23 protein-coding genes and 2 tRNA genes are annotated in these 25,906 nt (G+C 34.4%); 9 read left to right on the forward strand and 16 right to left on the reverse strand.

Annotation, left to right across the window (positions count from 1 at the left end):
• Positions 1-66: 66 nt before the first annotated feature.
• Positions 67-696 carry a response regulator transcription factor gene (locus tag ACHRWY_RS14895; protein WP_026730588.1) on the forward strand — a complete coding sequence of 210 codons (630 nt, stop codon included), beginning with the start codon at positions 67-69 and terminating at the stop codon, positions 694-696.
• Here the strand turns inward: ACHRWY_RS14895 and dnaG are convergent.
• The 6 genes from dnaG to rlmN form a co-directional block, all read right to left on the reverse strand.
• Positions 693-2,753: a DNA primase gene (dnaG, locus tag ACHRWY_RS14900; RefSeq protein WP_395355686.1), complete on the reverse strand. Its 2,061-nt coding sequence runs from the start codon at positions 2,751-2,753 to the stop codon at positions 693-695. The two genes, ACHRWY_RS14895 and dnaG, sit on opposite strands and share 4 nt — an antisense overlap.
• A gap of 127 nt (positions 2,754-2,880) precedes the next feature.
• Positions 2,881-3,918 carry a hypothetical protein gene (locus ACHRWY_RS14905; protein WP_395355688.1) on the reverse strand — a complete coding sequence of 346 codons (1,038 nt, stop codon included), beginning with the start codon at positions 3,916-3,918 and terminating at the stop codon, positions 2,881-2,883.
• Between the two features lie 80 nt (positions 3,919-3,998).
• Complete coding sequence (locus ACHRWY_RS14910) at positions 3,999-4,712, reverse strand: hypothetical protein (protein ID WP_395355690.1); 714 nt, start codon at positions 4,710-4,712, stop codon at positions 3,999-4,001.
• Positions 4,699-5,259: an RNA polymerase sigma factor gene (locus ACHRWY_RS14915; protein WP_395355691.1), complete on the reverse strand. Its 561-nt coding sequence runs from the start codon at positions 5,257-5,259 to the stop codon at positions 4,699-4,701. The genes ACHRWY_RS14910 and ACHRWY_RS14915 overlap by 14 nt, the downstream gene beginning before the upstream one ends.
• 522 nt (positions 5,260-5,781) lie before the next feature.
• The gene (locus ACHRWY_RS14920; RefSeq protein ID WP_395355693.1) at positions 5,782-6,759 is read right to left on the reverse strand and encodes a polyprenyl synthetase family protein; all 978 of its coding nucleotides are present in this window, start codon (positions 6,757-6,759) and stop codon (positions 5,782-5,784) included.
• A gap of 264 nt (positions 6,760-7,023) precedes the next feature.
• A complete protein-coding gene (rlmN, locus tag ACHRWY_RS14925) occupies positions 7,024-8,067 on the reverse strand; it encodes a 23S rRNA (adenine(2503)-C(2))-methyltransferase RlmN (protein ID WP_395355695.1) in 1,044 nt (347 codons plus the stop codon).
• Between the two features lie 289 nt (positions 8,068-8,356).
• Here rlmN and ACHRWY_RS14930 point away from each other — a divergent pair, with 289 nt between their 5' ends.
• The 4 genes from ACHRWY_RS14930 (at position 8,357) to ACHRWY_RS14945 (ending at position 11,152) form a co-directional block, all read left to right on the forward strand.
• A complete protein-coding gene (locus ACHRWY_RS14930) occupies positions 8,357-8,950 on the forward strand; it encodes a YceI family protein (RefSeq protein WP_395355697.1) in 594 nt (197 codons plus the stop codon).
• Positions 8,951-9,224: 274 nt separating this feature from the next.
• Complete coding sequence (locus ACHRWY_RS14935; RefSeq protein WP_395355699.1) at positions 9,225-9,623, forward strand: hypothetical protein; 399 nt, start codon at positions 9,225-9,227, stop codon at positions 9,621-9,623.
• A gap of 111 nt (positions 9,624-9,734) precedes the next feature.
• A complete protein-coding gene (locus ACHRWY_RS14940) occupies positions 9,735-10,376 on the forward strand; it encodes an O-methyltransferase (protein ID WP_395355700.1) in 642 nt (213 codons plus the stop codon).
• Between the two features lie 50 nt (positions 10,377-10,426).
• Positions 10,427-11,152, forward strand: coding sequence for a phytanoyl-CoA dioxygenase family protein (locus tag ACHRWY_RS14945; RefSeq protein WP_395355702.1), 726 nt, complete (start codon positions 10,427-10,429; stop codon positions 11,150-11,152).
• Between the two features lie 82 nt (positions 11,153-11,234).
• On the opposite strand, the gene ACHRWY_RS14950 is transcribed toward ACHRWY_RS14945, so the two are convergent.
• The 7 genes from ACHRWY_RS14950 to ACHRWY_RS14980 all read right to left on the reverse strand — a co-directional run bounded on the left by ACHRWY_RS14950 (position 11,235) and on the right by ACHRWY_RS14980 (position 17,305).
• Complete coding sequence (locus tag ACHRWY_RS14950) at positions 11,235-11,798, reverse strand: phosphatase PAP2 family protein (protein ID WP_395355703.1); 564 nt, start codon at positions 11,796-11,798, stop codon at positions 11,235-11,237.
• Between the two features lie 3 nt (positions 11,799-11,801).
• A complete protein-coding gene (locus ACHRWY_RS14955) occupies positions 11,802-12,161 on the reverse strand; it encodes a twin-arginine translocase TatA/TatE family subunit (RefSeq protein WP_395355704.1) in 360 nt (119 codons plus the stop codon).
• A gap of 103 nt (positions 12,162-12,264) precedes the next feature.
• A complete protein-coding gene (locus tag ACHRWY_RS14960; protein ID WP_395355706.1) occupies positions 12,265-14,502 on the reverse strand; it encodes a M1 family metallopeptidase in 2,238 nt (745 codons plus the stop codon).
• Positions 14,503-14,568: 66 nt separating this feature from the next.
• Positions 14,569-15,075, reverse strand: coding sequence for a DUF6702 family protein (locus tag ACHRWY_RS14965; RefSeq protein WP_395355707.1), 507 nt, complete (start codon positions 15,073-15,075; stop codon positions 14,569-14,571).
• On the reverse strand, positions 15,072-15,833 hold the full coding sequence (locus ACHRWY_RS14970; protein WP_395355709.1) for a hypothetical protein: 762 nt from the start codon (positions 15,831-15,833) through the stop codon (positions 15,072-15,074). Before ACHRWY_RS14970 ends, ACHRWY_RS14965 begins: the two co-directional genes overlap by 4 nt.
• Positions 15,823-16,551: a carboxypeptidase-like regulatory domain-containing protein gene (locus ACHRWY_RS14975; RefSeq protein ID WP_395355711.1), complete on the reverse strand. Its 729-nt coding sequence runs from the start codon at positions 16,549-16,551 to the stop codon at positions 15,823-15,825. Before ACHRWY_RS14975 ends, ACHRWY_RS14970 begins: the two co-directional genes overlap by 11 nt.
• Positions 16,538-17,305 carry a carboxypeptidase-like regulatory domain-containing protein gene (locus ACHRWY_RS14980; RefSeq protein WP_395355713.1) on the reverse strand — a complete coding sequence of 256 codons (768 nt, stop codon included), beginning with the start codon at positions 17,303-17,305 and terminating at the stop codon, positions 16,538-16,540. The genes ACHRWY_RS14975 and ACHRWY_RS14980 overlap by 14 nt, the downstream gene beginning before the upstream one ends.
• Positions 17,306-17,469: 164 nt before the next feature.
• On the opposite strand from ACHRWY_RS14980, the gene pepE reads away from it, so the two are divergent.
• The gene (gene pepE / locus ACHRWY_RS14985) at positions 17,470-18,177 is read left to right on the forward strand and encodes a dipeptidase PepE (protein ID WP_395355715.1); all 708 of its coding nucleotides are present in this window, start codon (positions 17,470-17,472) and stop codon (positions 18,175-18,177) included.
• Positions 18,178-18,314: 137 nt separating this feature from the next.
• Here pepE and ACHRWY_RS14990 read toward each other — a convergent pair.
• Together ACHRWY_RS14990 and ACHRWY_RS14995 are read right to left on the reverse strand one after the other, a co-directional pair.
• Positions 18,315-18,387, reverse strand: a tRNA-Gly gene (locus ACHRWY_RS14990).
• Between the two features lie 108 nt (positions 18,388-18,495).
• A tRNA-Gly gene (locus ACHRWY_RS14995) sits at positions 18,496-18,568 on the reverse strand.
• A 571-nt stretch (positions 18,569-19,139) separates the two neighbouring features.
• Between ACHRWY_RS14995 and ACHRWY_RS15000 the strand changes: the two genes are divergently transcribed.
• Entirely contained in the window at positions 19,140-20,726 is a 1,587-nt protein-coding gene (locus tag ACHRWY_RS15000; RefSeq protein ID WP_395355717.1) for a murein L,D-transpeptidase, read from the forward strand.
• Here ACHRWY_RS15000 and ACHRWY_RS15005 read toward each other — a convergent pair.
• Positions 20,715-21,446, reverse strand: a complete 732-nt coding sequence (locus ACHRWY_RS15005; RefSeq protein ID WP_395355719.1) for a murein L,D-transpeptidase catalytic domain family protein — start codon at positions 21,444-21,446, stop codon at positions 20,715-20,717. The two genes, ACHRWY_RS15000 and ACHRWY_RS15005, sit on opposite strands and share 12 nt — an antisense overlap.
• A 303-nt stretch (positions 21,447-21,749) precedes the next feature.
• On the opposite strand from ACHRWY_RS15005, the gene ACHRWY_RS15010 reads away from it, so the two are divergent.
• Together ACHRWY_RS15010 and gpmI are read left to right on the forward strand one after the other, a co-directional pair.
• Complete coding sequence (locus ACHRWY_RS15010; RefSeq protein WP_395355720.1) at positions 21,750-24,179, forward strand: DUF5916 domain-containing protein; 2,430 nt, start codon at positions 21,750-21,752, stop codon at positions 24,177-24,179.
• Between the two features lie 139 nt (positions 24,180-24,318).
• Positions 24,319-25,836, forward strand: coding sequence for a 2,3-bisphosphoglycerate-independent phosphoglycerate mutase (gene gpmI / locus ACHRWY_RS15015; protein ID WP_395355753.1), 1,518 nt, complete (start codon positions 24,319-24,321; stop codon positions 25,834-25,836).
• Positions 25,837-25,906: the final 70 nt, after the last annotated feature.

The following is a 25,906-nucleotide window of genomic DNA, read 5'->3' on the forward strand; positions in this document are numbered from 1 at the left end:
TTACAGAATTTATTTATTAATTTTACAGTTCCAAAAACATGAACAATTCTAAAAAAGGTAAAAATTATGATTAAAGTATGTCTTGCAGACAATCATCCTGTGACTCACTTTGGCGTTAAATCTTATTTTAAAGATCACGACCAAATTTCAATTGTTGCCAACGTAGGCAATTTTTCAATGGTTAGAGATATTCTTCAGACGAAGGAGATTGACATCCTAATTCTCGATTTAGAACTGGAAGGTCTTTCAAGTATCTTCGAAGTGAAATCTATCCTGAAAAATTTCCCAAAAACAAAAATTGTAATTTTTAGTGACCTCGCTGAACAAATGTACGCTCCAAACGCGATTAAAGCAGGGGTTTCCGGGTATGTACACAAAACAGAAAAACTTGAAACTTTAGGTCTTTCTATTATTAAAGTACACGAAGGAAAAATTATCATCAACGAAACTGTACGTAAAAACATGGCCCTTATTGCTAAACAAAGCAAAAGTGAGCGTTTGTACAGAAAACTTTCGAATCGTGAAATTGAGGTTTTACGCTATTTAAGCGATGGTAAGAAAAACAATGAAATCTCTAAAATCTTAAATCTGAACGAGAAAACGATCAGTACTTACAAATTAAGATTATTGACTAAATTAAATGTAACCAATTTAGTTGACTTAGTAAATAAGGCTAAGACTTTAGAAATTATTTAATGGTATCTAGACATTACTCTTCCTAGTTTTTTCGAAAACGAATTAACTAAACTTGAGTAATCCACTACCATAGACAAAAGCTCTGTATTATCTGAATTATCAGGTTGTATAGAGCTTTTTAATTCCTCAATGATTTTACCAACTAAAAACCAACGCATAGACATAACCGTTTCGGTTACATATTGCGCTATAGTTTCGTGTTTGCCTTTTGTAAAAATATTCTGTCCTTCCCAATCATGAAGAGACAATCTTTCATCTTCCATTAAAATATCCGTAACTTCCTGAGCAAAATCAGGCTGTAGACGCATTAAATACTGCTCCAGACTAAACTTTTCATTTTGATTATAAAACCCAATTAAGTCTGTAAAAATATCACGGAACAAATGATTAGAAAGTTCTACCTCATCTTCCTGCAAACTCAAATAAATACGTTCGTATACTTTATATGCCCTCATTTCAGAGACCATTACAACTTCACCTTCATCATTATTTTTTAAAAGTACATCTTCAAATTCTTCTGTTTTATCTCCATAAAGCAATAAAATTTCAATTACTTTACGTTCTAAACGATTTAAAATATCTACTTTTTCTGTTGGCTCTTGCGGGTATGAGGGCTCTCCGGGATAATCCTCCGGTGGTCCAAATCTAGGATCTTCCGGATCTCCTCCTGAATATCCGGTTTGTTTTGGGTTTTGGTTCCTAAAAACTTCAAAAGGTTTTTGTTCCTGCTTTTGCTTTTTATTAACCTCTGCAATATCTTTTTGAATTAGCTGAGCCAAAGTACTCACGAGTACCTGTTCAGAAATATCCATAATTCTGGCACATTCCTGAGTATAAATTTCGCGCTGAATACGATCCGGGATTTTCGAAATACTAACAACCATATCGCGAATCAAATCGGCTTTTTTTATAGGATCGTTTTTAGCCTCTTTCATTAAGAGCGATGCTTTAAACTGTATAAAATCTTTACTGTTTTCTTCCAGATAGGCAACCAAATCGTCATGAGAATTTTTTCGTGCAAAACTATCCGGATCTTCTCCGTCAGGAAAAGCACATACCCTTACATTCATTCCTTCTTCCAGAATCAAATCGATTCCACGAACAGAGGCACGTAACCCTGCAGCATCACCATCAAAAAGTACGGTTATATTTCTCGTTAATCTATTTACCAAACGAATCTGATCCGGCGTCAAAGCAGTACCTGATGAAGCCACAACATTCTCAATCCCGGCCTGATTGAACTGAATAACATCTGTATATCCTTCAACCAGATAACAATTATTTAGCTTGGCTATAGATTGTTTGGCCTGAAAAATCCCGTAAAGCACTTTGCTTTTATGGTAAATATCACTTTCCGGTGAGTTTAAGTATTTTGCCGCTTTTTTATCATTCGTCAGAATACGTCCTCCAAAACCCAAAACACGCCCGGACATACTTTCTATGGGAAACATGACACGACCTTTAAAACGGTCAAAAGGGCGGTCTTCTCTGGCAATTGTTAAACCGGTACCTTCCAGAAACTCCAGCTTGTAGCCTTTTCCCAAAGCTTCTTTGGTAAGGGCATCCCAGGTTTCAGGCGAATATCCTAAACCAAATTTTTTGATTGTTTCATCGGTAAAACCTCTTTCCTTAAAATACGAAAGCCCTATTGCTTTTCCTTCTTCTGAATGTAAAAGAGTTTTATGAAAATATTCTTTTGCAAATTCTGAAACCAGATACATACTTTCACGAACATCCGTCATCGCTTTTTCAGCATCTGTTTGTTCTGTTTCCTCAATCTCAATATTGTACTTTCTGGCTAAATAGCGAATAGCTTCCGGATAGGTAAACTGTGAGTGCTCCATCAGGAACTTGACAGAATTCCCTCCTTTTCCTGTACTAAAATCTTTCCAGATGCCTTTTGCCGGGGATACCATAAACGACGGAGAGCGCTCATCAGAGAACGGGCTTAAGCCTTTAAAGTTACTTCCGGCGCGCTTTAAATTGACAAAATCACCAATAACCTCCTCTACACGAGCAGTTTCAAAAACAGTATCAATTGTATTTTGTGAAATCAAAACGTAAAATATTTTAAAAGTTGAGAGCCTGCAAAAGTACACAATCTATCCTGAAATTTGACAATTTCAAATAAAAAAAGCGCTTCTTTCAAAGCGCTTTTTCTACTAACTAACCTCAACTGTATTCTTAATTCAAATCAAGTCTTAATCCTAATGAAATATTATTTTCTTTTACTAAATTGTCCTGAAACAAAGGGTTTAAATCATACTTTGCATACAAACTAAAAGCTTTATAACCTATATAGGAACTTAAGCCATAAATAAAATTATTTACATTATAATCTCCTTTTATGGTTGTTTTATAATCTAAATCATCCTGGTCGTATTTTATGATTTGTTTTGATTTTACATTGATTCCCGCATAACCTCCAATTCCGAAACGAAAGCTCTCATGTGTTCTGAAATACGTTTTTCCGTTATTTACTTTTGGTCTTGAAAAATCGAATTCTAAATGTACCGGCGCTACAATATAAACGTTCCTAAAACGGGATTCATCTAAATTGATCGCATTTGTTTGCAAAACCGTTTGATTGCCATTTACTACAAAATTCCTGTTTTCTGTTGGCCGAATGTTATTATACATTAACGAAAGCCCGTATTTAGCATGTAATAAATTGTCATTTTTCATTAACCTTGAATTATAGGTAAAACCCCACTCGTAAAAATGCGAACCTATAAAACTGTAATTTGAATCCTGAAGCTTGCCATCGACCATCATATTATTTAATCCCATTGCAAACACGAATTGAGAAGTTGTTCTTTTTTCACCATGGATAGAATCTTTATCCCGGTCTTTATCTCTTACATGAAACACAATACTATATTTTTTGCCTACCGAATCTTCTTTTATTTTTCCGTCGACTTTTTCCTGTACTAAATCATTAAGTTCATTTTGCGCCAAGGTCACTTTTTCTTCAATGATTACTGCTCTCGCTTCTGCCAGTTCTTTCTTGCGTTTGTCCGCTTGTTCCTGCGTGATTTTCCCTTCAGATAGCTGAACATTGACAGCTTCAACTTCTTCTTTCAGAGTTGCTTTTTCCTCTTTAGTGATCTTTTCTATTTTATTAGCAATTTGTTTTGCCCTAGATTCAAATGTTGCCTGTCCGAGAACTTTACTCACAAATAAAAAGATTAAGATGACGAGATAAATGGTAAAATTTTTCATGATTGATTTTTTTTAAATTTGATTGTTGATTGATGATTTAATTGTGAATTCTTTATTCTTTATTCTTTATTCTTTATTCTTTATTCCTGCTGATTTCGATTCGCCAATGCCACTTTCACCGTCTGGTAGTTTTTATTGACTTTGGTAATCATTTTTTCTCTAAACGAAAGTTCTAATTCGCCATCGACCTGATTGAGTAAATCATTGGCATTGACTTTTAGTTTTGCTTTCGGTTTGACTGCATTTTCAGCCACAACAGTTTTTTCAGCCGATTCTAATAACTGATCCACAGTTTCTTTTTTAGAGATTTCAGCAACTGAGGTTTTATTGTTGATTGATTGTTTCTCCTGATTGTTTTTGATGATGATTGAAGACTCCGCTAGTTGTTGTGATTCATTTTTAAGGGTTTTATTTGATTTCGGGTTAAGGTTCGTTTCTTTTTGTATGGAATGCTCTGTCGCTGTTTTTTCGGATACTGCAATTTCAGTTTTAACCGGTCCTGTACTCTTTACTGTTGGTTTTACAACAGAGTCTTTCCTGGTGTTTTCTTCGATAACAACCGTATTTTTTGGTGCTTTTTCTATATCTTTCTTCTGATTGAAAAAGAAAGTCCCAACCAATAAAAACCCCACAACACTTGCTGCTATATAAAGCCACTTTCTGTCTTTTTTCGGTTTTTTCTTTTCAGCAACACTCAGCATCGCATCTAATCGATCCCAGGCTTTTTCACTAGGTTCTATTTTACGATGATTTAGCTTTTCACGGAAATCCTTTTCAAAATTATTCGGTTCCATTATCTTGTTTTTTTAAAGTATTAATTTGTGTTTGCAGCATTTTTCTCGCGTGCGATAATTGCGATTTCGATGTTCCTTCATTAATTCCTAGCATCTTCGCAATCTCATTATGTTTGTATCCCTCGATGGCATATAAATTAAAAATCATCCTATATCCATCTGGCAGAGCATCTATTAAAAACTGAATCTGCTCTATCGAAAACTGACTGTCGATAGCGTTGAAACTTTCTTCGGTATAAATTTCATCTTCGGCAAATTTTACTTTTTTCTGAACCCTTAAATAAGAGATACATTCGTTAACCATGATTCGGCGAACCCAACCTTCAAAACTTCCTTTATGCTCAAATTTATTTAAGTTGGTAAACACTTTCATAAAAGCCGTGATCATTACATCTTCTGCCAGTTGAATGTCTTTTATATATTGTCGACAAACACTCAGCATTTTTGAAGAAAACCGACTGTATATTTGCTGTTGTGCTTGTCGATTATTTTCGACAGCCAACTTTATAAGTTCAGTTTCTTCGTGATGTAAATGAATAATTTTCATTTATAAGCTTTTGGTTTTTGGTTTAGTAACAGTCTTCTATTAGCATAGACGATTGTTGTTTCGAAATAGTTGCATGGGAATAAAAAAAAATCAATAAAAAAAAATCAAAACCTCAAATAAACGCAGCAAACCCTTTACTATCAAAGAAATAAAGACGATTACATAATTGACATTTTCTTAATTATTTTTTTTATTCGATGTAAACTTAAGGAGAATACGAGTTGCAAGATAAACTTGTACCAATTATATTTGATTAAGAGTTTAAAGATAAAAATCCAGAAAGAATGGGAAGAACAACAGCGTTTTATAAATCGGAGCAGATAAAACGAGGAAGAATCTATTTCATTAATAGAAAACTTCTTTGTTGAAAAAGAAAAAGAGGATGCAGAAGAAAACTATAATTCAAGAAATCCTGATTATGCTACTGTTATTTGTGCTGATTCATTTTTTGAAAATTGCATAAGAATAAAAAAACCTAGAAGAAATTAATACCAATATCTTAATAGTGGATTCAATTTAAAATTATTTTTTTCTTTCAATAACGTAGTTTACCATTAAAGTAAGGGCTGCTTTGAACTCAGAATCGGCGTAATTTTCTAATAGTGAAAGTGCTTCCTGCTGGAATTCTACCATTTTGTTTTCGGCGTAAGCCAAACCATTATTATTTTTCACAAAGGCAATCACCTCTTTGACGCGTTTTTTGTCTTTGTTGTGGTTTTTGATGGAGTTGATCAGCCACTTTTTTTCCTGCGGAGTACAGGTGTTTAAAACGTGAATTAAAGGCAAAGTCATTTTTTGTTCCTTAATATCAATTCCGGTTGGTTTACCAATAGCTTCTTCACTATAATCGAATAAGTCATCTTTGATTTGAAAAGCCATTCCGATAAGCTCTCCAAACTTTCGCATATTCTCAACCTGAATATCATCTTCAATTACGGATTTGGCACCAAGCGCACAACAAGCCGCAATAAGTGTCGCTGTTTTTTTGCGAATGATTTCATAATACACGTCTTCGGTAATATCAAGTCTTCGGGCTTTTTCTATTTGGAGCAATTCACCTTCACTCATTTCACGAACGGCAACAGAAATGATTCGGAGTAAATCAAAATCACCATTGTCTATAGAAAGCAACAATCCTTTTGATAATAAATAATCCCCAACCAAAACGGCAATTTTATTTTTCCAAAGGGCATTGATAGAGAAAAATCCACGGCGGCGATTACTATCATCCACCACATCATCATGCACCAAAGTTGCGGTATGAATAAGTTCAATAACCGATGCCCCTCTATAGGTTCTCTCATTTACGGCACCTCCTGAAACCATTTTTGCGGTCAGAAAAACAAACATCGGACGCATTTGTTTTCCTTTTCGGTTTACGATATAATAAGTAATGCGATTCAGCAAAGCCACCTTTGAGGTCATCGACTCATGGAACTTTTTTTCAAAAAGTTCCATCTCGTTAAAGATGGGCTGTTTTATTTGAGAAGTAATATTCATTTCGATTCCAAATATACTATTTTAAATAAAAAAACGTTGTGTATTTTAGGTTAGTATATCAATAATTTATAGAATAATTAAGAAAACATACCCCAAATTGTCTCTTTTTAAAAGAATAATTTGAATTCAGCAATTAAAAGTAAAATCATTTATTATGAAAGCAAATTGATCTGAACAAGTTAGAATCCTTTTTGCCCAAAAAAAGCATTAAGAACAAGAATAGCTCTTGTTTTTAATGCTTTTTATTTATTTTGAAATTAAAATCTATCCTTCTTTGTTCGCTAATTGTCCACAAGCGGCATCAATATCTTTTCCGCGGCTGCGACGAACCTTGCATACGACTCCAATTGACTCTAAAGCTTTTATATAAGCCAAAATAGATTCTTCTGAAGCCTGCTGAAATTCTCCGTCATCAATTGGGTTATATTCGATCAGATTTACTTTACAGGGTACATATTTACAAAACTTCACCAAAGCGTCAATCGAAGCTTTGTCGTCGTTGATTCCTTTCCAAACCACATACTCGTATGAAATTTTACTTTTGGTCTTTCTGTACCAGTATTCTAATGCTTCACGTAAATCTTTCAAAGGAAAATTCTTGCTGAAAGGCATAATCTTAGCGCGAATTTCATCTATTGCAGAATGCAAGGAAACCGCCAGTTTGAATTTCACATCATCATCGGCCATTTTCCTGATCATTTTTGGAATTCCCGATGTTGAAAGCATAATACGTTTTGGCGACATTCCTAAACCTTCAGGAGATGTAACCATATCAATTGCTTTAATAACATTATTATAATTCATTAAAGGCTCCCCCATTCCCATAAAAACAATATTCGAAAGAGGATGATTATGATACAGGCGGCTTTCTTTATCAATGGCCATAATTTGATCATAGATCTCTCCGGGCTCCAGATTTCGCATTCGTTTTAATCTTGCAGTAGCGCAAAAATTACAATCTAAACTACACCCTACCTGACTGGAAACACAAGCAGTGGTTCTGGTTTCTGTTGGAATTAAAACTGATTCTACGACTAGTCCGTCATGCAGCCGAACAGCATTTTTTACTGTTCCGTCGCTGCTTCGTTGCATGGTATCAACTTTAATATGATTGATCACAAAATTATTCTCCAGCATAGAACGTGTTGTTTTTGCAACATTCGTCATATCCTCAAAACTGTGTGCTCCTTTGCTCCACAACCATTCATAAACCTGATTGCCACGAAAAGCTTTGTCATTATTTGCGACAAAAAAATCCCGCAACTGATCTTTTGATAAGGCTCGTATGTCTTTTTTCTCGATTTGCATGGCGCAAAGTTACTGATTTTTTCCGTAAAACTTCTGATGATGCTCTTAAGCTTAACACCTCGCCAATACTCCTTTTTTTCTATTTTAAAACCTAACCTTTTTTCTTCAGAGCATAATCTAAATCAATTATAGTTGTTTAATAAATCCTCAACAATGACTTTTGTCATCTTCTTTGTCAGGAGTTCACAATAAATTTGATCCAAGAAACAAAGGCAGACTTTTAATTCTATAAAAACCCAATTGAATCATCGTTTTCCTTATTCCAAAAACAACAAATACACCGATCAAGATGAAAACAATTAAATCAATTTTATTGACAGTGACTTTTATAACATTGTCATTACAGACAAACGCACAAAGAAACTATACTATGACCAAATCAACATTTGAAGTTGCCGGAACTTCAAATATACACGATTGGGTAATGAAATCTACAGAAGGAAACTGCACTGCGAATTTAACCGTTGCAGATGCTAAACTAATTGATATAAATAACCTGACTATTACACTATTAGCAGAAAGCATAAAAAGCAGTAAAACAAGCATGGATGATGTGGCTTATGAAACCCTTGACACAAAAACATACAAAAACATTAAGTATGTTTTAAAATCTGCAAATAAATTAAACGAAACTACCTGGAATCTAATAGGAACGTATACCATTGCAGGAACCAGCAAAGATTACAAAACCCAGGTAAATGTAACAGCCGGTAACGGATCTTTTATTCTAAAAGGATCTAACCAAATCACTTTTGCTGATTTTGGGATGTCTCCTCCAACAGCAGCTCTGGGGGTTGTCAGAGCTGGTAAAGAACTGACTTTAATGTTCAACATTACTTTAAATGATTACAGCAAAAATGATAACATCCTGGTTATTAAATAGTATTTTAAACACTAACTGATTCATATTTTGGGCATTTAAAAACTAATAACAGTAAAAGATCAAAACACAACAGATTTTAGCATCTATAGGCTTAATTGTAAACTGCTAAAAAAAATTATTGATCAGATCGAAAAAAAAATAAATTTTGGCATAAGAATTGTCTTGCTCTCAAAAGAAAAGTAACCTTACAAAGCGCGCAATCATTTTAAAATTTGTATTTTTATTATTCTACTTTATAACCTTTAAATTTTACAACCTAAAAAGACATTTTATTATGAAAAAACAAATTTTAAGCTTAGCTGTTGTTGCGCTATTAGCATTTGCTGTTCAATCTTGCGAGAAGAAAGAACCTAAACCTACGGATGAAGAATTAACTCTTGGAAACAAAGTTGACTCACTCACTACAGATATTAAGGAAGTAAAAGACAGCGCTGTTACTAAAGCTGAAAATGCTGCTACAAAAGCGAAAGATGCAACCGAAAATGCGGCACAAGACGTAAAAGATGCCACTAAAAAAGCCGCTGATGATGTTGAAAATGCAGCTAAAAAAACAGCTACTGACGTAAAAGACGCCACTAAAAAAGGCGCTCAAAAAGTAGAAAATGCTGCAAAAGCTGCAAAAGACGGAACTGTAAAAACCGCTAAAGAGGTAAATGAGGCTTTAAAAAAATAGCTTTCATTTTCTATCAAACTAAAACCATTCGTTCAAACGGATGGTTTTTTTATGCCCAATAGTTGGCCAATATTTTTTGTATTTTTGCTTTAAATTACAACAAACTACAAGATGCATTTTATATCACAAGACTTAGAAGATTATATCGAGCAACATTCTGAAAACGAACCGGAATTATTAGCAAAACTAAACAAAGAAACGTACCAGAAAATACTTTTGCCACGAATGTTAAGCGGGCATTTTCAGGGTCGTGTTTTGAGCATGCTTTCTAAATTAATTCGTCCGGTAAACATTCTGGAAATTGGCACTTATACAGGTTATGCTGCTTTATGCCTGTGTGAAGGCATGCAGGAAAATGGGCAATTACATACTATTGATATTAAAGAAGAACTGGTTGATTTTCAAAGAAAATATTTCGATGCTTCGCCATGGGGCAAACAAATTTTTCAGCATTTAGGTGAAGCCGTAACTATTATTCCAACATTAGATGTGAAATTTGATTTGGTTTTTATTGATGCAGATAAAGAAAATTACCTTAAGTACTGGGAAATGATTGTTCCGAAAATGAACAAAGGCGGCGTTATCCTGTCTGACAATGTTTTATGGAGCGGAAAAATACTGGAACCGGTTCATCCAAATGACATTAGCACAAAAGTACTTTTAGAATACAATTTGCTTTTGAAAAATGATCCCCGTGTAGAAACGGTTTTATTACCTATTCGTGATGGCTTAACAGTTAGCAGGGTACTGTAGAAAAAGGGAATAGCCTAAGGCTAAATGAGACATTATTCAAATACATTATAATGAGTTATAGAAACGAAATAAATTCTGAAGGTTTTACCATCATAAACAATGTTTATGACGAAAATGAAATCGAAAAACTAATCTCACTTATAGAGAATGTTACCGAAAATAAAGCTGGCAATACTACTTTTAGAAAGTCTGAAGATTTATTTGCGATTAGGCAGTTCCATAAAGAAATTCCCGAAACTTTAGATTCTATTTTTAATCAAAACCTAAAAGACATTATTGAGGATATTTTTGGAAAAGGTTATTTTATCACCAAATCTATTTATTTTGACAAACCTCAAAAATCAAATTGGTTTGTCAGTTATCATCAGGACCTGACGATTTCAGTCAATAAAAAAATGGAAATTGACGATTTTGAAAACTGGACTGTAAAACAAAATCAGTTTGCTGTTCAGCCTCCAAAAGAGATTTTAGAGAGCAATTTCACAATCAGGATTCATATTGACAAAACAACAAAGGACAATGGGGCTTTGAAAGTCATCAACAATTCACATTCCAAAGGAATTTTAAGAATTGAAAAACTGGATTTTGATAATGAAAAAGAAACCATTTGTGAAGTAGACAAAGGCGGCATTATGATTATGAAGCCTTTATTATTTCATGCTTCAAATAAAACTACGAATAACGAAAGAAGAAGGGTTATTCATATTGAGTTTAGCAGGCAAGAGCTTCCGGAAGATTTAGAATGGAGTGAGAAAACTATCCTGCAAAACAATTAAGATTCAAGTTGTAAAGAGACTAAGATATTTTATAAAAAAATAGAATATTAGTCTCTTAGCCACTCAGAACCTTTGTATAAATTTATCCCGGAAAATATTGTGGTTTTAGTTTTCGATAAACTAAAAACAGCAAAGAACCAAAAATTGCCCCAAAGAAATATCCTGTCAGAATATCACCCGGATAATGTAATCCTAAATAAATCCGGCTGTAAGCAAAAACTAAAGGCCATAAAAACAAGAATCCCAAGTACTTAAAATGACGTTTTAAAATAAGATATAAAAACGTTGCTACTGCCATTGTATTGGCTGCATGACCAGAGAAAAAACTGTATGATTTTCTACTTTGTACGACACGAATAATGGTATTGATATCGGGATTATTACATGGTCGCAAACGCTGAAAAGTGTATTTGAACAAGTTGGTAACCTGATCTGTAAAAGTAATCAGAACTGCTATAAAAAGCAGCAAATACAAGGTTTGTTTACCTCCAAGCTTTTTATAAATAAGATAAAAAAGAAATAAAAAAAATGGCGTCCAATACAACTGATTAGTAATAATAAGCCATAAATTATCATATTTTTCAGAACCTAAACCGTTTAGATACACCAGTAAACGGGTATCTAATTCTTGTATTTTTTCAAGCATATTTTATATTTGGCGTTTTACAGGTCCTGAGATTGACTCTATATCTTCTTTTACTTTATCTATTTCTGTTGCAGTATCTCCTAGTAAATTACCAGACACAGTGGTGCTATCGCCTAACAAATTAGATTTTGCATCGTTAATTTGGGCATTGATATTGCCGGTTATATCTGTCAGGGATTTTGTGTCAAGACCATTAGCCTCCGCCCCTTTTTGAATTTCACTTTTAATATCATTTGTTGCGTTTTTCAATTGCGCCATAGCTTTTCCCATTGTACGGGCAATTTCCGGCACTTTGTCTGCACCAAAAAGCATTAGTACTATAAACAGTATAAAAACTAATTCACCTCCTCCTATACCAAACATATCTTTTATTTTTGTGTGCCACAAAGATATTAAATTTTGTAGCCGACAGTTTTAAAATTTACTTAAAAAAAAAGACTCTTTCCAGAGTCTCTTATTTTTTTTATTAATCAAATTTTGATTTTTCCTGCACTTTTGGCCAGGAATTATTTGTTACATCAATATCAGCCGTCATTAATTTCGGATCGATCTGAATACTTTTAATTGCTTTATCCGTTGCATATACTTTTTTCGCAGTATCATTATTTTTTCTCCAGATCTGTGCCGGATATTGATAATTATCTTTTGTACCGTCTTCATAAGTAATCTCAACCAAAATTGGCATTATCATTCCGCCTGGTTTAATAAACTCAACTTCATAGAAATACTTAGGTGCTTTTAAGCTTGCTTTTTCTTCGGGTGTAAAAGTCTGTTCTACGTAATCAGCCAAAGGTTTTACATCTTCTACTTTTAATGCTTTTTTACTTGACGAACTTACTTCTGTATTATCGCCGGCAACTAAATAAACAAAAGGGCCTTTCTCAAATCCAAAACGTCCTTTTCTCACTTTCACATCTTTAATATCAGCTGTTGGAGTTTCAGAAACATAATATTGTTTTACTTCTTTGATTCCGATATCCACGAAATCTGTTGAATAAAACCAGCCTCTGAAAAACCAGTCTAAATCTACTGCTGAAGCATCTTCCATAGTCCTAAAGAAATCTTCCGGAGTTGGATGTTTAAATTTCCATCTGTTTGCATATGTTTTAAAAGCATAATCAAACAATTCTCTTCCCATTACTACTTCTCTTAAAATATTAAGCCCTGTAGCCGGTTTTCCATAAGCATTATTACCAAATTGGTGAATGGTTTCAGAGTTCGACATAATAGGCTCTAAAAACTTTTGATCCCCACTCATATACGGAACAATATTTTTTGCAGGCCCGCGTCTTGAAGGAAAATTCTGATCTAATTCCTGTTCTGCCAGGTACTCTAAGAAGGAGTTCAAACCTTCATCCATCCAGGTCCATTGACGTTCATCAGAGTTTACAATCATAGGAAAGAACGTATGTCCTACTTCGTGAATCACAACGCCAATCATTCCGTTTTTAACTTCTTTGCTCGTTACCCCGTTTTCGTCAGGACGGCCAAAGTTCCAGCAAATCATTGGATATTCCATTCCCTGATCTTCTGCAGAAACTGAAACTGCTTTTGGATAAGGATAATCGAATGTATGGGATGAATAACTTTTTAAAGTATGCGCTACAACCATTGTAGAAGTTTCTCCCCAAAGCGGATTTGCTTCTTTTGGATAAACAGATTCCGCCATTACAACTCTGTTTCCTATTTTTACAGCCATTGCATCATAAATGAATTTTCTTGAAGAAGCAATTCCAAAATCACGGACGTTTTTAGCACTGAATTTCCATGTTTTTTTCTTTTCAGAAAAGCCTTTTTCAGCTGCTTCTGCTTCTGACTGTGTTACAATTACAACTGGTTTATCAAACGATTTTTGAGCTTGCTCATAACGTTTTACCTGTTCTGCTGTAAAAACTTCACTTCTATTGGTTAATTCTCCTGTCGCATCAATTACGTGATCTGCAGGAACTGTAATATTTACATCAAAATTCCCAAATGGCAACGCAAACTCTCCGCTTCCCCAGAATTGCATATTTTGCCAGCCTTCTACATCATTGTAAACTGCCATTCTTGGATAAAACTGTGCGATTACGTACAATTTATTCCCGTCTTTTTCGAACAATTCATAACCGGAACGTCCGCCTTCTTTTCTGTAATTATTAATATTATACCACCATTTTATTGCCAGTGAAATCTTTTCTCCTGGTTTAAGCGGGGTTACCAAATTAATACGCATCATCGTTTCGTTGATCGTATATGACATTGGATTTCCTTTAGCATCTTTTACCTGCTCGATATTAAAACCGCGCTCTAAATCTTTTTTCAGGTATTTACTTGAAAAACCATCCAGTGCTAAAACAGGATTAATTTTTTCGCTTTCGGCTAAAGATGTTTGCGTTTTTGCTTTTGCCTGATTCTGATCCAACTGAATCCATAAATATTCTAAGCTATCCGGAGAATTGTTTGAATAAGTAATAACCTCAGAACCATTTAATTTAGAATTTTTATCATCCAGTTCGATATCAATTTTATAATCTGCCTGTTGTTGATAATATGCCGGCCCGGGAGCTCCCGAAGCAGTACGAAACATATTAGGAGTGGCCAACAAATCATACATCTGGCTGAATTTGTTTGTATCGTACTTTCCTTGTTGTTTTGGAGTAACTGTTTTTTCCTGTGCGAATACTATTGCAGGAAAAATCAATAATAATGAAAGCTTTTTCATAAATTTTTAATGGTAATTTTGTCAGGGTGTGAAAATAGCAATTAAAATAATAATTTTATATATTATTTAGTACTTTAACAATTCTTTCCTTGAAGATTCCGTAAAGAGAACACTCTTTTTTGTGCCAAATGCTGAAATATGTGTAATATTTTGCTGTTCAGCATTCCAATCGACCAAAATAGTATTAGAGATTTCGATTGTCTTAAATTTATCAATGTCTTTTATTCGGGAATAACAAACTAAAACATCGCCGGCCTCCACCTCTTTAGACAAAAAAGTAATAGGTTTGGACTGGCCGTTTATTTTTATGGTAAAATTTTCAGCAAGGTATTTTTTCAACAGCTCAACATCTGCCTCAGTTTCTTTATCGGTACCAACAAATGTTTTTTGGTGGTACTTTTTTTCCATTCCGTTATTCAGATCATCAATAAAAATACGGGATGTAATTTGAATCATTTTTTTCTCAGCGGCATAATTGACCTGAAAAACACCCATATAAAATTTATGAAATGAAAAGGCCGAAACGGATAAAAACAATATCCCAAGTAAAGGACAGATTAATCTATTTTTCATTTTCCGGCAACATTCGCTTTTTTGAATTCCTTACTTTTAGTAATCAGAAAATCCATTAATTCAAATTTTTCTTCTTGCTTTACATGCTTTTTAGATTCCGGATCAACAGAGCAATACAATAAAAACATGTCTACTTCGTCTGCTTTAAGCTTTAAAGTATCAGTGTAAAAATCCGGTGTAAAATTGGCTTTTGCATAAATAGTAAAGGCAACATCGCTTATTTCCTGTTCCTGTGCTCCATCTTCAACATCTTTCTTCTTCAATAATTTCTTTGCATCTTTAAATATTCGGACAAAGTCAACACCATTCTCGATGGTCCCGTTATAAACAAATCTGTTTTTTGGCGAAGATTTCTCATCGTCAAAATATTGCGTATCCACTATTGCCTGACTGTTTTTATTAAATGCTTTTACTTTCAGATCTTTTTGAACGACTACTTCTTTCAATTGATTGCTTACCAAATCCATTTGTACTAAAAAAAGCCTGTCAGCACAATTTTTTTCTGTCAGTACAATTTTCTTAGATTGAAAAGCAGCACTTGTAATTAACAATGTGTCTTTTGGTTTTGCCATAATATCGAACAATCCGTTTGAACTTATGAAAGTTCTGATATTGGCGTTTAAATTCATTACATACCCACTTTCCAGCGTAATAGAATCATTTACAACTTGTCCATGTAATGGCTTTCTTGAATAATTTTGTCCCAGTACTACCTGACAAATTAAGCACACAACGAGTATTCCTAGTTTATTTTTCATTTTCGAGAATTATTAGATATTTTCGGGCTAAATCAGTTATTAAAAACATACTCATTGTTTTGTTTTTAGTATTCAAAGATACAGCAAATTCAGCATCATCCACACAATATAATTGAAATCCTTTAATATCCTGTGTCGGAATTTTCAATCTTTCCGTATAATAATTCTCATCAAAAAGGTATTCCATTTTAGCAAAAAGCATTTCTTTTTTCTCCACATTTACCTCTTTTTTAAGCATTGCAGTTCTTCCGGAAATTTTATTAAGCAACTTATCTACAGAGGTTGACGTGGCGGTATACACTTTGCGTTCTGCGGGCGTATATTTTTTTTGCCCGTACGGAATTATGCCTAAATTTTCAGCTGTAATATTTGCATTTTCATTTACAACAACTTCTTTCAATTCGATTTCTTTAGCCGTCATTTTAATCTGAAGCAAAGTTGCATTCATATCTTCAGCCGTAATGCGGCGTTTAAGAGCCTCCAAATTAACGGCCGAAAAAACCAAAACATCCCCTTCTTTTATTACAAGAGAAAACATTCCGTTTTCATCTGAAACAGCTGTAACCTGCGTGGTATTATTTATGATGTTTACACCTTCGACCGCGGTAGACTGTTCAAAAATCTGTCCTGAAATTTCTTTTGGAACTGCTTTTTGCGCAAAACTAATCTGAACAAACAAAAACAAAAGGGTTATATATGTGATATTATTTATTCTCACTTGCAATTATTTCTTTGTATTTAACAGCCAATTCACCCAACAAAAACTCTGTTGAAGTTTTATTTTTAGAGTTCAATATTACTGTGAATTTATCATTATCGACTGCATAATATTCAAACCCTTTTACATATTCTAAGGGGATTTTTAACCGGTTAACAAAATGATCAAGAGAAAACATGTTTTCCAAAAGTTTCATACAAAGCTCTTTCTTCTCTACTGCAACCTCTTTCTTTAGCATTGCTGTTCGTCCTGAGAAAAAATTCAATAAAGGATCTGCAGATATCGAACCTCCAGCCATTAAACCGGCACTTGCTGTAGGATTTAATGCAGTAGCCGTATGTAATTTCCTTTCTGCTTCTGTATAGGATTTTTGCCCACTAGGAATAATTCCAAGAGAAACCGCATTAATACCGCTATAATTCTTTATTACCACTTCCTGTAATTGATGCACAATCATGCCTAATCTTACTGTAAAATTAATGTCGGTAAAATTTTCCGGAGTCAGCAAAATTCGGTTTTCCTTAAATTGTATAGACGAAAAAACCAACTCATCTCCCGCTTTCGCAGCGATTGAAAAATCACCTGACCCATTTGTTGTCGTCATAGCCTCCGTCTGAGCATTGATCACATAAATACCTTCCAAATTAGAAACACCAGAAACTACCCGACCGTTCAAAACAGTTCTTTCCTGATTCTTAGACCATGCAACCTGCCCCAAAACAACCATTAAAACGCATATAAGTTTGTGAATCAAAATGACAAAAATTTAGAGATTTCCTTAAAGCTGTAAAAATATCTTAATATATTCCAAATTTGATATTAATGACTTGGTAAAAATATGTTAATTAAACCTCACGAATTACTGGTAAAAAGAGAGTTTTTAATATCTTTAACAGAAACAAACTGAGTTTAATTTTTATGAAAAGCATCATTATTGCCAGCACTTCTACGCTACACGAAGGCAGCTATTTAGAGTATTTATTACCTACTTTACAATCTCATTTTACAAATTGCAAAAGCATTTTATTTATTCCTTTTGCACGCCCGGGCGGCATTTCGCATGACGAATACACCAAAAAAGTTTCAGACGCTTTTTTAACGCTGAATATTGCAGTAAAAGGAATTCATGAATTTGAGAACGCCGAAAGTGCCATCAAAAATGCTGAAGGTATATTTACCGGCGGAGGAAATACTTTTTTATTGGTAACCCAGCTGTACAAACACAATATCATGCAAACTCTTGCCGAAACAGTAAAAAACGGGACTCCGTATCTAGGAACCAGCGCCGGAAGCAACATTTGCGGATTGTCTATGCAAACCACTAACGACATGCCTATTATCTACCCTCCGAGTTTTCAAACTTTAGGATTGATTCCGTTTAACTTAAACCCGCATTATTTAGACCCGGACACACAATCAAAACACATGGGAGAAACACGTGAAACAAGAATCAAGGAGTTTCATGCTTTTAATGCTATTCCGGTTTTAGGCTTAAGAGAAGGAAGCTGGCTGGAAGTTAAAGGAGACAAAATCACTTTAAAAGGAAATCTGCAGGCCCGTTTGTTTTTACAAAATGAAACCCCAAAAGAATTACAAACAGAAAGCGACTTAAGCCACTTAAAATAATTTTCAAACCTATAAGTAATATAAGTAATATAAGTAAATTAAGTTTACCCTATCAAACTTTTTAATGAACCTATATTACCTATATGGCTTATAAAAAAACAATAAAAAGCCCCAAACAATGTTTGAGGCTTTTGAAGAGCGAAAGACGAGGCTCGAACTCGCGACAACCAGCTTGGAAGGCTGGAGCTCTACCAACTGAGCTACTTTCGCATTAACAGGGTGCAAATATAAATAATTAAATCGTTTAAAAAAATAAAAATCAATAATTATTTAACTTTGGTTAAAAAAACCGAAACAATTAAGTTCCGGTTTTTTTAGAGCGAAAGACGAGGCTCGAACTCGCGACAACCAGCTTGGAAGGCTGGAGCTCTACCAACTGAGCTACTTTCGCATTACTGGTGCAAATGTAAAAAAAAAGATAAGTTCAAAACAAGCTTTTTCGCAAAAAAAATCAATTAAAATCAACAATAATCTATAACCTATTTAAAATTAAAATGTTATAGAATCAATTATTTTTCAAAAATCGTCAATATTATTAAAGAAATACCTTCAAAAGAAACTTATATGGTTCGCGGGACTGTTTTGATAAAAGGCAAAACGGCCAAAGTTGTATCTTTGAAGAAGGCAATTTAGAAACTACCCATCATTTGGTTTATTTAATGATGAAAATTTAACAGGAATTATTTCGTTATACAACAAAATCAATCCTATATTTGCCGAGCAAAATCAAGCTCAGATTCTTGGGATGGCAGTTTTAGAAACGCATTAGAAAAAAGAATCCGGACAAACTTTAGCGAAACATTGTGAAACCTACTGCAATGCGAACAAAGTCGATTTGATTTGGTTTAACGCCAGAACCACTGCTGTGGGTTTTTATAAAAAAATAGATTACCAACCCCTGAGTAAACTATTTGACATTAAAGACGTTGGCGAACATTATTTAATGTTTAAAAAATTACAGAATGAACAAACTTTACTTTTCTTTAGTAATATGCATTTTTATTGGCTGCAAAAAGGATACTCCTAAAATAACACCTGTGGTTAAAAAACCCGTTCCGGCAATTATACTTACTGACGAAAGAAAAGTAGAGATAGACACTGCTCTTCTGGGAACTTTTAAAAGCGAAACCTTAAAACAATTTTATAATTCATCAGAAAACAAAACCGTTTGGGGAAATCTCAAAAAGAGAACCTATGTTTTATCTCAATTAGAAAAATCAGAAGAACTGGGCTTAAACCCTGAAGACTACAAAGCCTCAAAACTTAAAAAATTCGAAAGCAAAGTCAGCACCCTGACCGATTCTGAGCTAGCAACTTATGACATACTTCTGACGTATAATTTCGAGAAATACCTCAACAATCTGTACAAAGGAAAATTAGATCCTAAAAAATTATACACAGATTGGGACCTGGAAGAAAAAACTTTTGACGTTAACAATATCCTGATTAAAGCTTTTAATAAAAATAAATTAGACAGCATTGTAGAAAATGTTCAGTCAAAATCGAACACCTACAAACAATTACTAAAAGCATTAGAAATTATAAACGAATTTCCGGATGATTCTGAACTAACAAAAATTGAATCATTAAATAAAATTACTTTACACGATACCAATCCTGCCCTGATCAACATTAAAAAAAGACTTTTATTCTGGAAAGACCTGTCAGGAAAAGACAGCCTGACCAATATTTATGATCAGAAAACATTCGAGTCTGTTAAAAAATTCCAGGAAAGGCACGGCTTAGCAAATGATGGCGTAATTGGACAGGGAACTATAAGTGCCTTAAATTATTCTAAAGAAAGAAGAAAACAGCAAATTATTGCCAACCTGGAGCGTTGGAGATGGTACACTACTGACTTAGCCGAAAATTATTTCATTATCAACATTCCGGATTACAGCCTGAATGTAGTCGAAAGTCAGGACACCACTTTAGTCCGAAATATTGTGGTGGGAACCAGCAAAAGAAAAACCCCTATCATTACATCTGTATTAAAAACCGTTGTCTTTAATCCAACATGGACTGTTCCGCCAACCATTTTAAAGGAAGATGTTGTTCCGGCCATGAAACGAAACCGAAATTATTTAGCCAATAAAAGCATTACTATTTATGATACTGCAGGAAATGTAGTAGAACCAAACGCCTGGAACGAAAATAAACCTGGAAATTACAGATATGTACAAAGTCCTGGTTATAATAACTCTTTAGGATTAATGAAAATTTTATTTCCAAACCATCACAGTGTTTATTTGCACGATACCAATCATCGAAATTATTTTGGGAGAAGCAATCGTTCTTTAAGTTCCGGATGTGTCCGTGTAGAAAATCCGCTGGAACTGGCAGAACATATTCTGGATGATTCTGAAAGATGGTCTAAAGATAAGATAGACACTATCATTGCTTCAAAGAAAACTACCAGCATTAAAATCACCAAAAAATATGCTTTATATCAATGGTACTGGACGGCATGGAGCAAAAAAAATCAGCTCTTTTTCAGAGCTGATATTTATAATCTTGATGCAGATTTGTATGCTAAATTAAGAAATTAGCTTCTCTTCCATAATAAAAGTTCTGGATGGATGATAGATATACAAACATGATTTGTCTTTTATAGTTTGAATTATCTCAGCGGTTAATTCAACAGGCAGCGCAGGGCACCCCTGGCTTCTGCCCAATCTCTTGTGCTCTCTTATAAAAGCCTCAGAAACATAGTCGGCTCCATGCACCACTACTCCTCTTTCGCGGGCGTTGTCATTGTAACCTCTTTCTAAACCGTCTAAACGTAAAGAAGCACCATGTTTTCCCTGATAGATTTCGCCTGTTGCATAAAAACCCAAACTACTTTTAAAAGATGAGTTTGTGTTTGAAAATGCAGATGCAAATTCTTCGCCGGTATTTCTTCCGTGAGCCACTAAAGAATTAAACAAAATCGTATTGGTAGTCAAATCAATTACCCAAAGACGTTTGGTATTTGAGGACAGACTAAAATCGATTAACGTCAGGATATCTTTTTGAATTTTTCCTCTTTCCTTTAAAAGATAAAAACCTTTTAATGCTTCAGAAAAAGTCCTAAGCTCAGGAACATTAAAATTGTTTGCATTCAATTTTAATGAACTGTAAATGTTTTCAATTTTCGCATCAACAGTAAGTGTCTTTTCAACCTTTGCAAAGGTCTTTGTTGTTGCATTTTTTAATTCGGAGGTGTTTTTTGAATCTTTACCAAAAGATAATAACAAAAACACAAGCAGCGGATAAATTTTGTAAATCATTGAATTTCTTTAGGTTAATAATAAAATTTGGGTAGGGCAAAAATATAAAATTTTGATAGTCTTCAAAATACCATGCTGAAAATCAGGCGTTTTTTGCTTAAATTTTAACATTATTAACATAAATCTGTTATTTCTGTAAGAGATTTACTTCTGCTAAAAAACTCAACGTTTCCATAGGATTTCTTAAAAAAAATATAAATAAATACTACTTTTGAGCCTCAAAAGTGTAACTATCAGCGTAAAAAGCAGTCTATTAATTTAAACCCTAAATTATTTTAGACTTCCTTTTTCTCACAAAACAAAATGAAAAAAATAGCTTTTCTAAGTTTGCTTTTATCGGCTTTTTGGTGTTACAGCCAGAAGAAAGTTTTACAAACCCAATTCACAAACGAAAACATTTCGATTGATGGAAAACTGGATGAACCTGCGTGGAAAAATGCAGCCATAGCAACTGACTTTGTAATGTACCAGCCCGACAACGGAAAACCAATTCCTGAGAACAAAAGAACCGAAATTAAAGTACTATATAATAATGACGCCATTTATATTGGTGCCGTGATGTATGATGATGAGCCAAACAAGATTTTAAAAGAAATTTCGCAACGTGATAATTTTGGAACTGCTGATATGTTTGGAGTTTTTATAAACGGTTTTAATGACGGCCAGCAAAGTTTTGAGTTTTTTGTATCGGCATCAGACGTACAAAGTGATTGCATCATGACAGATGTCAATGGCGAAGATTATTCGTGGGATGCTGTCTGGACCAGCAAAGCCTCTCTTACAGCTAAGGGATGGATGGCAGAAATCAAGATTCCGTATGCTGCGTTACGCTTTTCAGCAGATGCAAAACAAACCTGGGGAATTAATTTTTTCAGAGAAATAAAACGGGAACGTAAAAAATATACCTGGAATTTAATCGACACCAAAATTGGAACTTTTACACAACAAAATGGTCTTTTAGAAGGAATAGAAAATATAAAACCTCCTACCCGATTGTTTTTAATGCCTTATGCCTCCTATTATTTAAATGCAGGTGATAGCCAAAAAACGTATGCTACCATAAAAGGCGGAATGGATATTAAATACGGCATAAACGATGCTTTTACACTAGATGCTATTTTAATTCCTGATTTTGGACAGACAAAATATGATGATCAGATTTTAAACTTAGGTCCGTTTGAGCAGCAATTCAATGAAAACAGGGCCTTTTTTACCGAAGGAACCGATTTGTTCAACAAAGGAAATATGTTTTATTCGAGAAGAATTGGCGGAAGCCCTTCGATCGATCCCGATTTAAAAGATCATGAAAAAGTAACTGAAACAGTGCAAAATGTCAATCTTATTAATGCTTTAAAAGTCTCAGGGAGAACTAAAAAGGGATTGGGAATCGGAATTTTAAATGCTGTTACCGAAAAAACTTTTGCTACCATAAAAGATACGATTTCAGGTCAGACCAGACAGCAAATAGCAGAACCTTTAACGAATTACAATGTATTGGTTTTAGATCAGCGTTTTCGTAAAAATTCATCTGTAACCTTCATCAACACAAACGTTATCCGAAATGGTCATTACCGGGATGCCAATGTAACAGGTCTAGCCTGGGATTTAAATACCAAGGCAAATACCTACAACTTGTCCGGAAACGTAAAATACAGCATGATTAACGACATTAAAGATAAAAACGGTGTTTTTAGCACTTTAAGTTTTGCCGAAACAAGCGGTAATTATCGTTATAGCATAGGATCTGATTTTGTTTCTAAGGATTTTGACCCAAACGACCTGGGAATTAATTTTTATACCAATTATTACAATTTGTACGGAAACGGAAATTACAGAATCCTAAATCCCACCAAGCTATTCAATACTTTCAAAATTGATTACGATATGTATGTCGAGTTCAACAAAGAATCCGGAAAAGTACAAGAAAACAAAATCAGTTCAGAGGTTAATCTTTCTACGATAAAAAACAATTATTACGGATTAGGTTTTACCCTTTTTCCGTTGGAATCTCATGATTATTACGAACCAAGAGCTGACAATCGCTATGTTGTAATCCCAAGAAAACTGGAACTCTGGGGAAGCATATCAACGAATTACAACAAGAAATTTGCCTTAGATTTAAATCCGTCTATCATTTTCACAGATGAAGAAGGGAGAATGGCGTATGGTGTTGATGTAGGACCACGATACCGTTTTAGCGATAAACTCTTAGTGACTTACACCTTTAGCTTTAACAGAAAAAACAATAATAAAGGCTACATTGACAGTGTAGATGACGACAACAATACCGCAACTCCCAAAACTATTGTTTTTGCGAATCGAAATGTCATCACCTATTCCAACACTTTGAGCGGAAAATACGCCCTCAACAGCACGATGACGATTAATTTGGCGGTGCGACAATACTGGTCTTATGCCGAGAACAAAAATATACTGGAACTTGAGCCGGATGGTACTTTGGCCCCATATCCGGAATACATTAAAAATAAAAATTCCAGCTTTTACTCCTGGAACGCAGATTTGTCGTATTCCTGGTGGTTTGCTCCCGGTAGTCAGCTTTCGGCTTTGTACCGAAACAATGCCTCAAATTTCGAACGCATCATCAACAAAGATTTCAAGCACAATATAACCGGCTTACTTAATAACGATGCTTTAAATCACGTCTTTTCTGTAAGTGTAAAATATTTTATCGACTATAATGCTGTCAAAAATAAGCTTAGAAAAAGAGCCTAGCGTGAATTAATTTTAAAATTTTTAGTGTTCTTCAACAAAATCAATATTTTTTAATACGCTTCATTTTATTAAACATAAATGTAACATTGCTTTTCCTGCTTATTTTAGAAATGGCTTATCTTTGTAAAAAACAAAAATGATGAACAAAAAAGTAATACTTATGATTTTAGATGGTTGGGGAAAATCTCCTGACCCTAAAGTTTCTGCAATAGACAACGCAAATGTTCCTTTTATAAACAGTCTTTACAAAAATTACCCTAGCGCACAACTTAGAACTGACGGATTAAATGTTGGTTTACCCGAAGGTCAGATGGGAAACAGTGAAGTGGGCCACATGAATCTTGGTGCCGGAAGAATTGTATATCAGGATTTAGCCAAAATAAACTTAGCCGTTGCACACCAAACACTTGCCAAAGAACAGGTTTTGGTTGATGCTTTTACTTATGCTAAAGAAAACAATAAAAAAGTACACTTTTTAGGTTTAGTTTCAGATGGGGGAGTTCACTCTCATACCTCACATTTACGCGGATTAATCGACGCTTCTCAAGAATACGGTTTAGATCAGGTTTATGTTCACGCTTTTACAGATGGCCGTGATGTTGACCCTAAATCAGGAGCAAAATACATTCATGATTTAGAAGAGCACATTAAAAACACACCCGTAAAAATTGCTTCGATCATTGGCCGTTATTACGCAATGGACCGGGACAAACGCTGGGAACGTGTAAAACTGGCGTATGATTTAGTTGTAAACGCAATCGGGACGCCATCCAAAAATGCCGTTGCCAGTATTCTTGACAGTTATGCACATGATGTTACAGATGAGTTTATTGCACCAATTGTAATGGTTGACGAACAAGAAAAACCGTTAGCTACTATTATTGAAGGTGATGTGGTAATCTTCTTTAATTTCAGAACCGACAGAGGCCGTGAACTTACAGAAGCACTTTCGCAACACGATTTTCACGAGCAAAACATGCACAAATTAAACTTGTATTATGTTACGCTTACCAACTACGACGAAACGTATCAAAACGTAAAAGTAGTTTACAATAAAGATAATATTACCGAAACGCTTGGTGAGGTTTTAGAAAAAGCAGGCAAAAAGCAAATTCGTATTGCCGAAACAGAGAAATATCCGCACGTAACTTTCTTCTTTTCAGGAGGCAGAGAAACCCCTTTTGAAGGCGAGTCGCGTATTTTAAGAAATTCGCCAAAAGTAGCCACTTACGATTTGCAGCCAGAAATGAGCGCTTACGAACTTACAGCAGCCCTTGTTCCTGAATTAAACAAAGGCGAAGTTGATTTTGTCTGCCTTAATTTTGCTAACGGAGATATGGTAGGACATACCGGAATCATGAGTGCAGCAATACTGGCCTGCGAAGCGGTTGATGCTTGTGTAAAACAAGTAATCGAAGCGGCTCTTGCCAACGATTATACAACAATTGTAATTGCCGATCACGGAAATTGCGAAACGATGATTAATCCTGACGGAAGTCCAAATACAGCACACACAACCAATCCGGTGCCGATTATTTTAGTTGACAAACAATTAAAAAACATCCAGGATGGTGTTTTAGGAGATATCGCTCCTACTATTTTAGAATTAATGGGCGTTCAGCAACCTAATGCGATGACTTGTCATTCATTGTTGTAAACCCTCTCTTTATAATACTTCAAAAGCTGCTCTAACCATAAGAGCAGCTTTTTTTTTTGCATAAATAAAA

Origin of the sequence: Flavobacterium sp. FlaQc-48 (assembly GCF_044007335.1) — a bacterium.
In the GTDB taxonomy this organism is placed as follows: domain Bacteria; phylum Bacteroidota; class Bacteroidia; order Flavobacteriales; family Flavobacteriaceae; genus Flavobacterium.

Excerpts from the sequence above, each read along its gene's own strand:
- ACHRWY_RS14895 (WP_026730588.1), top strand. The coding sequence starts at position 67 with ATGATTAAAGTATGTCTTGCAGACAATCATCCTGTGACTCACTTTGGC.
- ACHRWY_RS14905 (WP_395355688.1), bottom strand. The coding sequence starts at position 3,918 with ATGAAAAATTTTACCATTTATCTCGTCATCTTAATCTTTTTATTTGTG.
- ACHRWY_RS14910 (WP_395355690.1), bottom strand. The coding sequence starts at position 4,712 with ATGGAACCGAATAATTTTGAAAAGGATTTCCGTGAAAAGCTAAATCAT.
- ACHRWY_RS14915 (WP_395355691.1), bottom strand. The coding sequence starts at position 5,259 with ATGAAAATTATTCATTTACATCACGAAGAAACTGAACTTATAAAGTTG.
- ACHRWY_RS14920 (WP_395355693.1), bottom strand. The coding sequence starts at position 6,759 with ATGAATATTACTTCTCAAATAAAACAGCCCATCTTTAACGAGATGGAA.
- rlmN (WP_395355695.1), bottom strand. The coding sequence starts at position 8,067 with ATGCAAATCGAGAAAAAAGACATACGAGCCTTATCAAAAGATCAGTTG.
- ACHRWY_RS14930 (WP_395355697.1), top strand. The coding sequence starts at position 8,357 with ATGAAAACAATTAAATCAATTTTATTGACAGTGACTTTTATAACATTG.
- ACHRWY_RS14935 (WP_395355699.1), top strand. The coding sequence starts at position 9,225 with ATGAAAAAACAAATTTTAAGCTTAGCTGTTGTTGCGCTATTAGCATTT.
- ACHRWY_RS14940 (WP_395355700.1), top strand. The coding sequence starts at position 9,735 with ATGCATTTTATATCACAAGACTTAGAAGATTATATCGAGCAACATTCT.
- ACHRWY_RS14945 (WP_395355702.1), top strand. The coding sequence starts at position 10,427 with ATGAGTTATAGAAACGAAATAAATTCTGAAGGTTTTACCATCATAAAC.
- ACHRWY_RS14950 (WP_395355703.1), bottom strand. The coding sequence starts at position 11,798 with ATGCTTGAAAAAATACAAGAATTAGATACCCGTTTACTGGTGTATCTA.
- ACHRWY_RS14955 (WP_395355704.1), bottom strand. The coding sequence starts at position 12,161 with ATGTTTGGTATAGGAGGAGGTGAATTAGTTTTTATACTGTTTATAGTA.
- ACHRWY_RS14960 (WP_395355706.1), bottom strand. The coding sequence starts at position 14,502 with ATGAAAAAGCTTTCATTATTATTGATTTTTCCTGCAATAGTATTCGCA.
- ACHRWY_RS14965 (WP_395355707.1), bottom strand. The coding sequence starts at position 15,075 with ATGAAAAATAGATTAATCTGTCCTTTACTTGGGATATTGTTTTTATCC.
- ACHRWY_RS14970 (WP_395355709.1), bottom strand. The coding sequence starts at position 15,833 with ATGAAAAATAAACTAGGAATACTCGTTGTGTGCTTAATTTGTCAGGTA.
- pepE (WP_395355715.1), top strand. The coding sequence starts at position 17,470 with ATGAAAAGCATCATTATTGCCAGCACTTCTACGCTACACGAAGGCAGC.
- ACHRWY_RS15000 (WP_395355717.1), top strand. The coding sequence starts at position 19,140 with ATGAACAAACTTTACTTTTCTTTAGTAATATGCATTTTTATTGGCTGC.
- ACHRWY_RS15005 (WP_395355719.1), bottom strand. The coding sequence starts at position 21,446 with ATGATTTACAAAATTTATCCGCTGCTTGTGTTTTTGTTATTATCTTTT.
- ACHRWY_RS15010 (WP_395355720.1), top strand. The coding sequence starts at position 21,750 with ATGAAAAAAATAGCTTTTCTAAGTTTGCTTTTATCGGCTTTTTGGTGT.
- gpmI (WP_395355753.1), top strand. The coding sequence starts at position 24,319 with ATGAACAAAAAAGTAATACTTATGATTTTAGATGGTTGGGGAAAATCT.